General features: G+C 66.6%; 10 protein-coding genes. 3 read left to right on the top strand and 7 right to left on the bottom strand.

Going from position 1 to position 13,089, the window contains the following annotated elements:
• Window positions 1-77 precede the first annotated feature (77 nt).
• Together QMF22_RS15260 and QMF22_RS15255 are read left to right on the top strand one after the other, a co-directional pair.
• A complete protein-coding gene (locus QMF22_RS15260) occupies window positions 78-617 on the top strand; it encodes a DUF5655 domain-containing protein (protein ID WP_283455143.1) in 540 nt (179 codons plus the stop codon).
• A 1-nt stretch (window position 618) separates the two neighbouring features.
• The gene (locus tag QMF22_RS15255; RefSeq protein WP_283455142.1) at window positions 619-1,047 is read left to right on the top strand and encodes a nitroreductase/quinone reductase family protein; all 429 of its coding nucleotides are present in this window, start codon (window positions 619-621) and stop codon (window positions 1,045-1,047) included.
• 17 nt (window positions 1,048-1,064) lie between these two features.
• Here the strand turns inward: QMF22_RS15255 and QMF22_RS15250 are convergent, their stop codons facing one another.
• Window positions 1,065-2,702 (bottom strand): molybdopterin-dependent oxidoreductase, encoded by a 1,638-nt coding sequence (locus QMF22_RS15250; RefSeq protein ID WP_283455139.1) that lies wholly within the window; start codon window positions 2,700-2,702, stop codon window positions 1,065-1,067.
• 242 nt (window positions 2,703-2,944) lie between these two features.
• Here QMF22_RS15250 and QMF22_RS15245 point away from each other — a divergent pair, with 242 nt between their 5' ends.
• The gene (locus QMF22_RS15245; protein WP_283455137.1) at window positions 2,945-5,443 is read left to right on the top strand and encodes a DEAD/DEAH box helicase; all 2,499 of its coding nucleotides are present in this window, start codon (window positions 2,945-2,947) and stop codon (window positions 5,441-5,443) included.
• A gap of 3 nt (window positions 5,444-5,446) precedes the next feature.
• Here QMF22_RS15245 and QMF22_RS15240 read toward each other — a convergent pair whose 3' ends face one another.
• From QMF22_RS15240 to QMF22_RS15215, 6 genes are all read right to left on the bottom strand, one after another.
• Window positions 5,447-6,418, bottom strand: coding sequence for a sulfurtransferase (locus QMF22_RS15240; RefSeq protein ID WP_283455135.1), 972 nt, complete (start codon window positions 6,416-6,418; stop codon window positions 5,447-5,449).
• A 160-nt stretch (window positions 6,419-6,578) separates the two neighbouring features.
• Window positions 6,579-6,965, bottom strand: coding sequence for a LysM peptidoglycan-binding domain-containing protein (locus tag QMF22_RS15235; RefSeq protein WP_283455134.1), 387 nt, complete (start codon window positions 6,963-6,965; stop codon window positions 6,579-6,581).
• 210 nt (window positions 6,966-7,175) lie between these two features.
• Window positions 7,176-8,561, bottom strand: coding sequence for an L-serine ammonia-lyase (locus QMF22_RS15230; RefSeq protein ID WP_283455260.1), 1,386 nt, complete (start codon window positions 8,559-8,561; stop codon window positions 7,176-7,178).
• Window positions 8,562-8,674: 113 nt separating this feature from the next.
• Entirely contained in the window at window positions 8,675-9,265 is a 591-nt protein-coding gene (locus tag QMF22_RS15225) for a WxL domain-containing protein (protein WP_283455132.1), read from the bottom strand.
• Between the two features lie 246 nt (window positions 9,266-9,511).
• The gene (locus tag QMF22_RS15220; protein WP_283455130.1) at window positions 9,512-11,944 is read right to left on the bottom strand and encodes an ice-binding family protein; all 2,433 of its coding nucleotides are present in this window, start codon (window positions 11,942-11,944) and stop codon (window positions 9,512-9,514) included.
• The gene (locus QMF22_RS15215) at window positions 11,941-13,020 is read right to left on the bottom strand and encodes a WxL protein peptidoglycan domain-containing protein (protein ID WP_283455128.1); all 1,080 of its coding nucleotides are present in this window, start codon (window positions 13,018-13,020) and stop codon (window positions 11,941-11,943) included. Before QMF22_RS15215 ends, QMF22_RS15220 begins: the two co-directional genes overlap by 4 nt.
• Window positions 13,021-13,089: the final 69 nt, after the last annotated feature.

The raw sequence follows: 13,089 nt of genomic DNA, 5'->3' as shown, positions 1-13,089 counted from the left end.
CGGAGCGCGGGAGTTCCGGCGTACCTCCCGCGCGGCGGGAGCGACCCGCATCCGCTCAATGGTGTTTTACTGGTGCCATGGACGCCGCCACCCAGTCAATGATTGACAACCTGCCCCAGAACACCGGCCGAAACCTGACGGACTGGTTCACCGTGTTGGAAGCCACAGGCCTCGACAAACACACCGTACTGATGAACCAGCTCAAGACCGAGCACGGGGTGAGCCATGGTTTCGCGAACTTCATCGTGCTGCAATTTCGGGCTCGCGGAGTTTCGCAGACCGCCGACGCCCTCGTCGACGCGCAGTACATCGGCGCCAAGGCGGCCCTGCGACCGGTCTATGACGCGCTGATCGATGCGGTCACCGAATTCGGTTCCGACGTCGAGGTCGCGCCGAAGAAGTCGAGCGTGTCCCTGCGACGCCAGAAGCAGTTCGCCCTGATCGAACCGGCCAGCGCCAAGCGCCTGCAATTGGGTATCAATCTGGCGGATGCGCCGCCCACCGACCGCCTGCTGCTGGCCGGCGGCATGTGCACCCACAAGGTCTCGGTGACCAGACGAGCCGAGGTCGACGACGAACTGCTCGGCTGGCTGCACGCTGCGTATGAGGGCAACTGACATGCGCATCGCGACAGGTCTGCGACGCACCCTGATGCGGATGCCGGTGCTGCTGTACCGACGCAGCAACGGGCGCATCGGGGGTCGAATTCGCGGAGTGTCGGTGCTGCTGCTCACCGTGGCCGGGCGCACAACCGGGGTGCCGCACACCGTGCCGGTGAGTTATTTCGAGCACGACGGCGCGTTCTTGGTGGTCGGCTCGGGTGGGGGATCGGCGACCGAACCACAGTGGTTCCGCAATCTGCGCCAGGCGGCGGAGGCCGAGGTACAGGTGGGGCCGAGAACACTGACCGTGACGGTGCGGGTGGCCGCTGACGCCGAGCGGGCGACGCTGTGGCGTGACGTGATCGTCGCTAGGGCGCCGTTCTTCGCGCCCTACGAGCACAAGGCTGGCCGCACTGTACCGATCGCGGTGCTTCGCCCCCGGTAGAGCGGACCGAAAGTTTGCTACGACACGGACATCGAAATTTCGTGCAGCCCGGTGGCTCCGTCGGGGGCGACGTCGGCGGTGGCCGACGTTTGCACGAGACCCTCGGCATCCGTTGCCCGCACCTTGACGGTATGGTTTCCGCTGGTCGCATCGCTCCAGGTGTAGGCCCACTGCCGCCAGGTGTCGACGGAGAGCGCATCGGCGAGGGTGGCGTTCTGCCACGGGCCGTCGTCGATCTGCACGGCGACACTGCTCACTCCCACGTGCTGCGACCAGGCAACGCCCGCGATGACGACGGATCCGGCGGGCACCGAGGTGCCATCGCGCGGCACGTCGACCCGGGAGGACAACTTGACCGGCCCGAGTTCGGACCATCCTCGCGGAGTCCAGTATCCCTGCTCCTGGTCGAAGCGGGTGAGTTTGAGTTCGACGACCCACTTCGTCGCCGAGACGTAGCCATACAGCCCGGGCACGACCATGCGCACCGGGTAACCGTGCTCGAGCGGCAGCGGCTCACCGTTCATGCCCACGGCAAGAATGGCGTTGCGGCCGTCGGTCAGCGCTTCGATCGGGGTGCCGGCGGTGAAGCCGTCCTGGCTGGTGGACAGCACCATGTCGGCGCCGCTCGTGGGTTTGGCCCGAGCGAGCAGCTCGCGAATGGGGTAGCCGAGCCAAGTGGCGTTGCCGATGAGGTCGCCGCCGACGTAGTTGGACACGCAGGCCAGGGTGGTCGTGCTCTCTTCGAGTGGAAGGGCCAGAAGTTCGGGGAAGTCGATCTCGATCTCGTTCTCGACCATGCCGGTGATTTTCAGCCGCCAAGTCGTGGGATCGATCCGAGGCACGCTCAGTGCGGTGTCGATACGATAGAAATCCGCGTTCGGCGTGATCAGCGGGGTGATGCCCGCCACGTCGAGGCTCGCCCCGGCCGGTATTGCGGCCTGCCGAACGGATGCCCCGGGCAGCGTGAAGAGGGCGCGCGCGGCATCCGCTGCCCTGGTCGCTGCTGCGCTGAGCTGCCCACCGATCAGGGCCAGTAGCCCGATGCCGGCGGTGACGCAGGTGTAGACGAGAAAACGGCGGCGGTCGGGGCCGGGCGTCTCGGCGCGGTCCGAGGTATCAAAGGGTGCGCCGGGTTTGAGCGCCCCGTCGGGCGTGGCGGCGGTGCTCCCGGTGGCTCGAAGTATCGGCAGCCTCGTGGTGAGGAAGGTCAGCGCGATCGCGGCGACCCCCATGGCGACAACCGCCGGAACCGCGTCGAGGGTGGAGGCGCTCGAGCGGGACAGCGCCGCGAACAGGGCGATCGTGCCGATCAAAACGACGAGCAGACGGCCGAAGGGTGGGCGCCTCGATTCAAGGATGCCGGCCAGGGCAGCGACCACGGCCAGCACGAGCACGATGGTGACGACGAGCACGATCTTGTCGGCCGTGCCGAACAGGCCGATCACGAGTTCTTTGACACCGGGCGGAACAATGTCGATGACGAGCGCGCCGACGGTCAGCACGGGGCTCGCGCCGGGGGCGAGCCATGCGGCGGTCAGCTCGGCCAACCCGAGGCCGGCCAGGGCGGCGGCGAGCCCTGCGGCCGCCGGGCGCCAGAGGGGCCGGGCGCGGCGGGGGGTCGCAGCCGCAACGGTATTGGGGGTGACATAAACCATGCTGCCAGCCTAGAACCGGCGGCTGTGATTACTACTGTGCCCAGGGTCCGCTCCGGTTTCGTCAGACATCCGTCACATCTCGTCACGCCGGTTGGTGGCCAATTCAGGAAACACCGAAAATGCCCGATTCTGCCCTCGTAGAGAACCTTGCGGCGCGGATTTCCTGAATCAGCCGCCGGGGGAGGGCTGCGGGGGACCGTTCGGGGGCGCGAGCGGCAGAAGTAGTGCACTGTTAAGGGACTATGTCTTTGCTTGCGCGCCTCGAAAACGAAACCGACCCCGACGTTCTCTTCGAGGCGTTCGAATCCTGGGCGACCGACCAGGGCCTCACCCTGTACCCGGCGCAGGAGGAAGCGGTCATCGAGATCGTCTCCGGCGCCAACCTGATCCTCAGCACCCCGACCGGAACCGGCAAATCGCTGGTGGCCGTCGGCGCCCACTTCGCGGCACTCTCGGCCGGCAAGCGCAGCTTCTACACCGCGCCGATCAAAGCCCTCGTCAGCGAGAAGTTCTTCTCCCTGGTCGAGACTTTCGGAGCCGAGAACGTCGGCATGATGACCGGCGACTCGAGCGTCAACGCGGATGCCCCGATCATCTGCTGCACCGCCGAGATTCTCGCCAACCTCGCGCTGCGCAACGGCGAAGACACCGAGGTCGACCTCGTCGTAATGGACGAGTTCCACTTTTATGGCGACCCGGAACGCGGCTGGGCCTGGCAGGTGCCGCTGTTGCTCCTGCCGCGCGTGCAGTTCATTCTCATGTCGGCGACCCTCGGCGACGTGAAATTCATCAGCGATGACCTGACCCGGCGCACCGGGCGGCCCACGGCCGTGGTCACCGGGGTGGAACGCCCGGTTCCGCTGAGCTACTACTACGAGCAGACGCCGGTGCATGAAACGGTCGAAGAGCTGCTGCACACCGACAAAGCGCCGGTGTATATCGTGCACTTCTCCCAGGCGGCCGCCCTGGAACGCGCGCAGGCCCTCGCGAGCGCCAAAGTCGCCACTCGTGAACAGCGCGACGTCATCGCCGAGCTGATCGGCGAGTTTCGGTTCACGACGAGCTTCGGCAAAACCCTGTCGCGGCTCATTCGCATGGGAATCGGCGTGCACCACGCCGGCATGCTGCCCAAATATCGTCGGCTGGTCGAGCAACTCGCCCAGCGCGGCTACCTGCGGGTGATTTGCGGCACCGACACCCTCGGCGTCGGCATCAACGTACCGATTCGCACCGTGCTGTTCACCGCCCTCACCAAGTACGACGGTGTGAAAATGCGCCAGGTGAACGTGCGGGAGTTCCACCAGATTGCCGGGCGGGCCGGGCGGGCCGGCTACGACACGGCCGGCACGGTGGTGATCCAGGCGCCGGAGCACGAGACCGAGAACCTCAAGGCCATCGAGAAGGCTGGCGACGACCCGAAGAAGAAGCGCAAGATCGTGCGCAAGAAGGCGCCGGACGGCTTCGTGTCCTGGGGCGAACCAAGCTTTCGACGCCTGGTCGATGCCGAGCCCGAGACCCTGACCTCGAGCATGCAGATGACAGCGGCGATGCTCATCAACGTAATCGGGCGCGGCGGCGACGCTTTCGCCCACGTGCACTCCCTGGTCTTCGACAACCACGAACCATGGCGCCGCCAGTTGGTGCTGGCCCTGCGCGCCCTGGGCATCTACAAGACGCTGCGCGAGGCCGGCATTGTGGAGCAGAGTGCGAGCGGCAGCATCCGCCTGACGGTTGATCTGCAGGCGAACTTTGCGCTCAACCAGCCGTTGTCACCGTTCGCGCTGGCCGCGTTCGAACTTCTCGATCCGGAATCGCCCACTTATTCGCTCGACATGATCTCGATTCTGGAGTCGACCCTCGACAACCCGCGGCCCGTACTTATGGGCCAGCAGTTCGCCGCCCGGGGTGAGGCTGTGAACGCGATGAAGCGTGAAGGAATCGAATACGACGAGCGGATGGCGCTGCTCGAGGAGATCACCCACCCCAAGCCGCTCGAAGAACTGCTGAACTACACCTTCGACACCTACAAGGCCTCGCAGCCGTGGATCGCGGACTTCGAGCTTCGGCCCAAGTCCGTGGTGCGCGACATGTATGAGCGGGCGATGTCGTTCGGCGAGTTCATCGCGTTCTACAAGCTCGCCCGCAGCGAGGGCGTGGTGTTGCGCTACCTGTCGGACGCCTATCGGGCCGCCCGGCAGACCATTCCCGACGAGGCCAAGAACGAAGACCTGCTTGACCTGATCGAATGGCTCGGCGAACTCGTGCGTCAGGTGGACTCGAGCCTGCTCGACGAGTGGGAAGAGCTGCTGCATCCTGACCTTGCCGCGCACGAAGCGGATGCCCACGCGATCCTGCCTCCGCCGCCTCGCCGCCTCACCACCAACGTTCGGGCCTTCCGCATTCTGGTGCGCAACGAGCTGTTCCGCCGAGTACAGCTGGCCGCGCTGGAACACTACGACGAACTCGGCGAACTCGACCGCGAGCATGGCTACTCGGCCGATGTCTGGGCCGACGCGATGGACGGCTACTTCGACGAGCACGACGAGCTACTCACCGGCGGAAACGCGCGCAGCTCCGACCTGCTCATGATCGAGGACGGCGTCGAGGAGTGGACCGTGCGGCAAATTTTCGACGACCCGGCCGGCGACCACGACTGGGGGATCAGCGCGAGCGTGAACCTGGCCGATTCCGACGAGCTCGGCGCGGCGGTCGTGCGCGTCACCGGGGTGAACCGGCTCTAGGGTTTACACACCGGGCGCGTTCAACGGTGCGTTGGCGTCGGCAGCCCACTCATTAAGTGAACCGTCGTAGATCGATACGTGTGTGTTGCCGGCACGGACAAGGGCAAGGGCGCTCGCGGCCGCAGCGATGCCGGCGCCGCAGTAAGTCACGAGGTGCTCGGAAGTGACCGATGCGGCGGCAGAGCGGGCCGGGAGAAGTGCCGCGTCGAGCGGGGACCCGCGCAGGAAAGCGTTTGTGGCCGGGTCGACGAGTGTGCCAGCGGGCAGACTGACGCTGCCGGGAATGTGCCCGGGCCGGGGTCGCGAGCCGGTCGTTCCGGCGAATTCCGCCGGCGGCAGGGAACAGACGAGGGCGGCGTTCGCTGTTCCAGCCACGATCGACTCGACGAAGGCCTTGTCGACCCACAGCTCGGGACGAGGCGTGGCAGTGAAACCGGCGGCCATTCGCGGGCGCACGCCGCCGGTAGCGAAGGGACGAGTTTCGGCGTGCCACTTACTGAGGCCCCCGTCGAGTACGGCGACATCGTCGTAGCCGAACGCGCGGAACAACCACCAGATGCGGGCCGCCCACTGGCCGATCGCGGCGTCGTAAACGATCACGGTTGTGCCGTTGTCGACACCAACGGATGCCGCAGCCTTCTCAAACAGGTCGGCGCTGGGTTTTGAGAAATCAAACTCACCAGCCGGGTCGGAGAACACCTCGAACAGGTCGGCGAACACGGCCCCCGGGATGTGTCCCTTGGTGAGGTAATCGTCTCGCCCACTGACGTAGCGGGGGCCAGCGGCGCCGGATTCGGTCGTGGACGGGGCCAGGGCGAACACTGTGGCATCGAGAATGACCAGGTTGTCGGAACCGAGATGGTCGGCTAGCCACTGCGTTGAGACAGCAGGGCTGGAAACGACGGGGCTGGAGACGACGGGGCTGGAGACGACGGGGCTGGAGACGACGGGCGAAGATGGAACGGGTGAACTCATGCTTCAAGGCTAGCGGCGGCCACCGACACCGGGTGGAACCGGGCTGGAATGAGTCGTCCGGCGACGCAGTGAGTCAGCGACACCGTGCTACAGCACGCCGGACTTCGGCGGCATCGGACTTCGGCGACACAGTGGCACTGGCGCCGTCGGCACCCGCAGGCTAGCGTGTGGTGGTCCAGTCCAGGTTGATGATCTGCTTGATGTAGATGTTCTCGCCGAGCCCGGGCACCGAGGGGTTCATGGTGAGCAGCAACTGCACCGGAATATTGAACCGTTGGGCAATGTCGAAAAATGCGTCGCCCTCGACCACAGTGTAGGTGAGCAGCGCCCCGGCGCCATCAGCCGTGGTGGTGCCCCGGGCACCGGGCGTGCTGCCTTGGTCGACGGCGGGGCCCTGCGGCAAGGGCACAGGTTCCGCGTTGGGAATGAGGTCGGGCACCGTCGGGTTCGGAATGAGCGCCGCCTCCTCGGTGGGAGTGGGAGAGGGCGTCGGCGTCGGTGTGGGGCTGGGCACCGGAGTCACGGTGGGCGTGATGGTCACCGTCACGGCCGGTGTCGGTTCGCCGGCGCAGCCAACCATCGTTACGAGCAGGAGAGCGGCACCAATGATGCCCCACGGACGGCGTGAGAGTGTGCTGCGAATGATTCAACCCTTTCAAGAGGCGTGCTGCGACCTCGTCGATGCACACGTTCAGCCAGCTTAGGCCGCTGACGTGGCGCCGCCACAGAACGGCCTACCCCCGTTCAGGGCACATGCTCAGCACTCGACGACGTTCACCGCGAGTCCGCCCTCGCTGGTTTCTTTGTACTTGGTCATCATGTCGAGTCCGGTCTGCCGCATGGTTTCAATGACGGTATCGAGCGAGACCAAGTGGGTTCCGTCGCCGTGCAGCGCCAGCCGGGCTGCCGACACGGCGGTCGACGAGGCAATGGCGTTGCGCTCGATGCAGGGGACCTGCACGAGGCCGCCGACCGGATCGCAGGTGAGCCCGAGGTGGTGCTCCATGGCAATCTCGGCCGCATTCTCCACCTGTCGTGGAGTGCCGCCGAGCACAGCGCAGAGCGCGCCGGAAGCCATGGCGCAGGCCGCGCCCACCTCGGCCTGGCAGCCGCCCTCGGCTCCGGAGATGGACGCATTGGCCTTCACCAGCGACCCGATGGCCACAGCGGTGAGCAGGTACCGACGGATGCCGGCGGCATCCGCTCCGGGGACGAAGCGCAGGTAGTAGTGGCCGACGGCCGGGATGATGCCGGCCGCCCCATTGGTCGGCGCGGTTACCACCCGGCCGCCGGCCGCGTTTTCCTCGTTCACGGCGAGCGCGAAGGCGTGCAGCCATTCGGTCGAGGTGTCGCGGTCGTGTAGCGGCAGCCCATCATATTCCTCCAGGCGCATACGTACAGCGGCGGCCCGACGCTTGACCTTGAGGCCGCCCGGCAGAGTTCCCGTGTGATTGAGCCCGGCCTCCACGCAGGTGTGCATGGCATCCCAAATGGCGTCGAGGCCAGCGTCGAGCGCTGCGGTGCCGTGTATCGCCTCTTCGTTGCGGCGGGCGACGTCGCAGATGGTGAGGTCGTGGGCGTCGCACAGGGCGAGCAATTCGGTACTGGAATCGTAGGGGAGCGGCTGGGTGACACTGGCCTGGGCACTCGAGCGTTCGGTGCCGCGGCGGATGAACCCGCCGCCGATCGAGTAGAACGTCTCCTCGAGCAGCGGGGCGGCATCCGCTGGGCTGTCGGACGACCAGGCCGAGAGGGTGAGCGCGTTGGGGTGGCCGGGCAGACGGGTGCGCGGCTCGAAGCGCACGTCGTCCACGCTAATCGGAATGCGGTGCCCGCCGAGCAAAGTGAGGGTGGCACCCTCGCCAAGGCCAGACCAGGCTGAACGCACCTGGTCGGGGTCGCAGGTCTCCGGGCGCAGCCCGGTCAGCCCGGCGAGGACGGCATCGGGCGTGCCGTGGCCGAGACCGGTTGACCCGAGCGATCCAAACAGGGAACAGCGGATGCGCCCCACCTCGGCCAGGCGGCCGGTGGACACGAGGTTTTCGGCGAAAACGCGGGCAGCACGCATCGGACCCACCGTGTGGGAACTGGACGGGCCGATTCCAATGGAAAATAGGTCCAGGGCTGAGACGTACGCTGTCATCGTCTTCATATTACGGCACCCGCACGCGTGGGCTTAACCCAACAACGCCCCGCACCGTGAGGTGCGGGGCGTTACGCGGCCGGTCCACCCGAAGGACCGGCCGAGAATGGTGGCTACGCGATGGTGAACGTGATGGTCGACACGTAGGGGTTGACGGCGGTGCTGCCGACCGCGGCCGAGAAGTTCGAGCGGAAGGTGTTGGCCGGGATGTTCAGGCTGAAGGTCGGGGTGAGGGTGTAGGTGCCCTTGCCGAGGGTCGCCGTGCTGACGAGTGTTGCACTGGTCTGGCCAGCTGCGGGCAGGACAACGGGGCTGGCGAGAGGTGCCGGGTCGGAACCGGTGCCAGCGGTGATCACGCCAGGCGTGATGGTGAGGTTTTCGGCCGGCAGGGTGCGAGCGATGGTGTCGACCGTCCCAGCAGCGCTGACGAAGTCGGTGGCGCTGACCGAGAGTGACCAACCGGCGTTGGTGCCGCGGGCGTTCGTGATGGTCCACGGCGCGGGGGTTCCGGTAGAGGCCTTGGCGCTGACGCCGTCAAGTGCGACGCCGGTCATGTTCTTCGGCGTGGTTCCGTTGGCGGTGAGGTTGCCGGCGCTGACCGTAGCGTCGACCGTGTCGGTCGTCGCTTGGGCGGGGGAGAGGGCGACGCTGAACAGGATTCCGGTGGCGATGATGATTCCTGCAGTCTTCGTGAATGCGCGCATGGTGTGCCCTTCTATTGATGCTGGTGATGCAGTCACGCGAAACAGCGTGGCCACGCAAGTGTGGGGTAGTGGATGTCGCAGGTTACAAACCGAACTCGTTATCCGCTAAGACTGAGTTCCGGAGGCGATAAATCAATCCTCACACGGGGGACACGCAAAAAGTGGGTTCGTCACGCAGGGTTGAATCAGCGTTAGCTCAAGGTTGGCGCAATGCCCAGAATGGGGGCTGGCGCGCAACGGAACCGGTCAGGAAATGGTGAACGTGATCACCGTGACGTAAGGGTTCATGGTTGATGCGTCGATAGCACCCGAGTAGTTCGACCGGTACGCGTTGGCCGGAATCATGAGGCTGTAGGCCGGCGTGAGCAGGTAGGTGCCCCGGTTCGGGCCCGACGTGGCGATCAGGGTCTGTGGGCTGGCGGACAGGGCGAGCGTGGGCGCGGTGATGCCGGTCGCGGCATCGGTGTTGGGGCCGGTCGTGATCGCCCCCGGTGTGATGGAGAGGTTCTCGACAGGCAACACCCGCTCGACGGTTTCGACCGTGCCGACCGCGCTGGTCGGCGCGGTCGCGCTCACCGAGAGGGTCCAGGCTGCTCCGGTGCCGCGCGCGTCGACGATCGACCATTGGCTCGACAACCCCGTGGCGAACTGGCTGTCCGTGCCCAACAGGGTCACCGCTGACAGCGTCGCGCCGGCCGTTGTGGCGGTGAGGTCACCGGCGGCCGGCGCCGGACTGGTGGAACTTGCCGTGCTCATGCTCACGGCGCCGTTCGCCGTCAGTGCCCGTCCGACGAATCCGACCCCGGCCCCGATCGAGATCGCGGCCATGCCGACGATCGTTCCTGAGAAAGCGGATGCCGCCCCCAGCGACACTGCCCCGGCGATCTGCCAATAGACCCGCGAGGCCTGCGCCCCGTTGGTGAGAACGACGATGCTGCCCGCGGCTGTGTTGAAGGCCGCATCCACCTGGATGATGAAGATGGCGTTGGGGTTGCCCTGGCCGTCGAGGGTGAGTGTCGTGCTGATCGCGAGGGCCGCGGTCGACTTGTAGACCCCCGATGTGAGCGTGCGGCCGGCGAGGTCGCCCGAAATCGCAGCGGTCGCCGGCCGCGCCGCGGCGTCCTTGTAGGCTGCGGCGAGGTCGATCTGGGCGGCGGCAGCGGCGGTGTCGCCGCCGTGGATGGTGCCCGTCAGCACTCCCGGCGGAAAGCCGGTGACCGCAGTGCCCGGGCTCACGCCGATATCCCCGTCCAACGACGAGTTTCCGGTGTTGGCGACCGATGTCGTCGCGAGAATCGCGTACGTGCTCGCGCTGCCGAGATTGACCACCGGTTCCGTCGTGAAGGCGTTGCTGCCCAGGGCGACGGTGCCGGATCGGGTGAGGGCGCGGCCGGTGAAACTCGTATGGGTGCCCACGGTGATGGCGCCCTGACCGACGATGATGCCCGAGAAGGCGGATGCCGCGCCCAGCTGCACGACGCCATCCACCTGCCAGAACACCCGCGAGGCCTGCGCCCCATTGATGAGCCGCACCGTGGTGCCGGCGCTCGTCGTCAGGTCTCCGTCGAGCTGGAAGATGAAGACGGCATTCGGGTTGCCCTGACCGTCGAAGGTGACGGATGAACCCACGGTCAGGCTGCCCGGGGCGGCATACACTCCAGCATTGTAGGTTTGCCCACCCAAATTTCCGCTCAAGGTGGCGGTGGGGGTGCGTGCGGCCGCATCGTTGATGGCGAGCTGTAGGTCGATCTGCGCCTGCGCACTCTCGGCCGTGCCGAGGTGGGTGCTGCCTGTGACGAGCCCGGGTGGAAATCCGGACACGCTGGTAGCGGGGCTCACTCCGAGAAAGCCGCTCAGGGTCGTTCCGCCTGAATTCACAACGGATGCCCCGGCCAAAACCGAATAGCTGCCCGCGGTTCGCAGGTTCAGCGGTGGCTCGGTCATGAATATGTTGCTCGCCATGGAGATGGCGCCATCGGAAGTCAGCGCGCGGCCGATCAAGGTCGTTCCGGCCCCGATCGAGATGGCGGCGAGGCCGAGGATGTTGCCGGTGAACGACGAGGCCGCGCCGAGGGAGACCGCGCCGACCACCTGCCAGAAAACGTTCGAGGCCTGGGCCCCGTTGGCGAGCACAATGCTGCTGGCCGCCGCGGTGTTGAACGCCGCGTCGATCTGAAAGATGAAGACGGCGGTGGGGTCGTTCTGGGCGTCCAGCGTGAGGGTGGTGCTAACGGCGAGGGCCGCGGTGGACTTGTAGACGCCGGCCGTGAGGGTGCGCCCGGCCAGGTCACCGGCCAGGCTGGTGGTTGGTACCCGGCCGGCGGCGTCAGTATATGCGGCGACGAGGTCGGCCTGGGCGGCAGTGGCGTGGCTGTCGCCGGCGTGGATGCTTCCGGTCAGGATTCCGGGCAGGAATCCGGTGATCGCGGTGCCCGGGCTGGTTCCGGCGTTGCCGCTCAGCGCGCTGGTGCCGGTATTCGCGATGGCGTTCCTGGCGAGTACCGAATAGCTGCCGGCCGTCTTGAGGTCGACCGTCGATGTGGCAGCCTCGGCGCGGGACTGCGGCACGAGCAAACCGCCTAAGAGCACGAGAATCGTGAGGGCTGGCAGGGCGATGAGGTGTGTTCGGCGGCCCCCGAATCGCGCTGGGCGGCGTCGGGGTGTGTGCGGGTGAGTCATCGCCGTAGTCGACGCAGGGGCGCGTCGTTATCGGAGTCGGCCAGCTCGGCCAGGTCGGCCTGCGGGGTTTGGGCGGTCTGCGCGACCTGAGCGAGGGCCCGGCGGGCGCGCCGCACAAACACGGTCAGGCGCCAGGCGCCGAACGCGATCAGCGCCACGAGCAGCAGCAGGATCAGCAGGATCCACCACGGCACATAGTTGAAGGTGGTGCTGATCTGCTCGGTTCCCGCGTCGGAGATCAGTTCGGCGTCGGCGCTTCCGACCTGAATGAACGCAGCCTGCGGCAGCGTGGCCTCCAGATTGAGCGTGGCGCCGGGGAGGATGCTCTCCGGCGTCGCGAATTGCAGTTCCGTCGTGACACCGATCAGGCTGTTCAGGCCCAGGTGCGCCGTCGGATACAGAATGGTGTTGCCGGTGTTCTCGATGGGCAGCGTGAAGGTGACCTCGTCGCCGGAGCGTTCCCAACTCAGGGTGCCGTGGCTCAGCTGGGTCTTTGCGGTGCCGGCAACGGTGAGGTAAATGCGCACACCCTGGCGCTGGATGACGTCCAGGCGCAGCGCAGCATCCCCGCTGTCCGTCGTCGTTGCACCCTCAACGGGCGGGCTCTGAATGATCAAACCGCCGGCATAGTCACCTGGCGTCGCCGTCGCGGGCACGCTGAGGCGAAACGGGACCGTGAGTTCGGAGTTGGCGGGAATCGTAATCGATGCGGCATCGAGGGTTACCCAACTGCCCACGGCGGTTTGCACGTCGGACTGTGCGGCGAGGGCAAATGCGCCCTGCTCGGTGCTCTGGCCGTCCACCGCGTAGTTCAGGAGAGTGACCGGGGCATCCGTGTGGTTGCTGACTATAGCGTTGGCCTCGATCGCCGCACCGGGCGCGAGATCGATATGAAAGAAGTCCGATTCCAATTCCGGGCGGATGCCGAGGGTCCCGTCATCGATAGCGGCTGCCGGTGCGGCGATCGCCACGGTGGCCAGTAACGGGGCCAGCACGACGACGACTGCCGCCAGCGCCAGACGGTGCAGTAGGCGCGGTGCGCGCAATGGGCGGCGTACGGCGGGACGGTGTGACATGCGGTGGACCTTTAGCTGGTATTCGGTATGACCCCCGAATGAGGCGGTAAAACTATTCTCACACGCTGG

The sequence above is a fragment of the Cryobacterium sp. PH31-L1 genome (assembly GCF_030063145.1).
Lineage (GTDB): Bacteria > Actinomycetota > Actinomycetes > Actinomycetales > Microbacteriaceae > Cryobacterium.
The sequence above is the reverse complement of the archived record's forward strand: the minus strand, read 5'-3'. Positions and strand labels throughout refer to the sequence as shown.

What these genes read in the sequence shown, in the direction of transcription:
- QMF22_RS15260 (WP_283455143.1), top strand. Translation starts at nt 78, where the DNA reads ATGGACGCCGCCACCCAGTCAATGATTGACAACCTGCCCCAGAACACC.
- QMF22_RS15255 (WP_283455142.1), top strand. Translation starts at nt 619, where the DNA reads ATGCGCATCGCGACAGGTCTGCGACGCACCCTGATGCGGATGCCGGTG.
- QMF22_RS15250 (WP_283455139.1), bottom strand. Translation starts at nt 2,702, where the DNA reads ATGGTTTATGTCACCCCCAATACCGTTGCGGCTGCGACCCCCCGCCGC.
- QMF22_RS15245 (WP_283455137.1), top strand. Translation starts at nt 2,945, where the DNA reads ATGTCTTTGCTTGCGCGCCTCGAAAACGAAACCGACCCCGACGTTCTC.
- QMF22_RS15240 (WP_283455135.1), bottom strand. Translation starts at nt 6,418, where the DNA reads ATGAGTTCACCCGTTCCATCTTCGCCCGTCGTCTCCAGCCCCGTCGTC.
- QMF22_RS15230 (WP_283455260.1), bottom strand. Translation starts at nt 8,561, where the DNA reads ATGACAGCGTACGTCTCAGCCCTGGACCTATTTTCCATTGGAATCGGC.
- QMF22_RS15225 (WP_283455132.1), bottom strand. Translation starts at nt 9,265, where the DNA reads ATGCGCGCATTCACGAAGACTGCAGGAATCATCATCGCCACCGGAATC.
- QMF22_RS15220 (WP_283455130.1), bottom strand. Translation starts at nt 11,944, where the DNA reads ATGACTCACCCGCACACACCCCGACGCCGCCCAGCGCGATTCGGGGGC.
- QMF22_RS15215 (WP_283455128.1), bottom strand. Translation starts at nt 13,020, where the DNA reads ATGTCACACCGTCCCGCCGTACGCCGCCCATTGCGCGCACCGCGCCTA.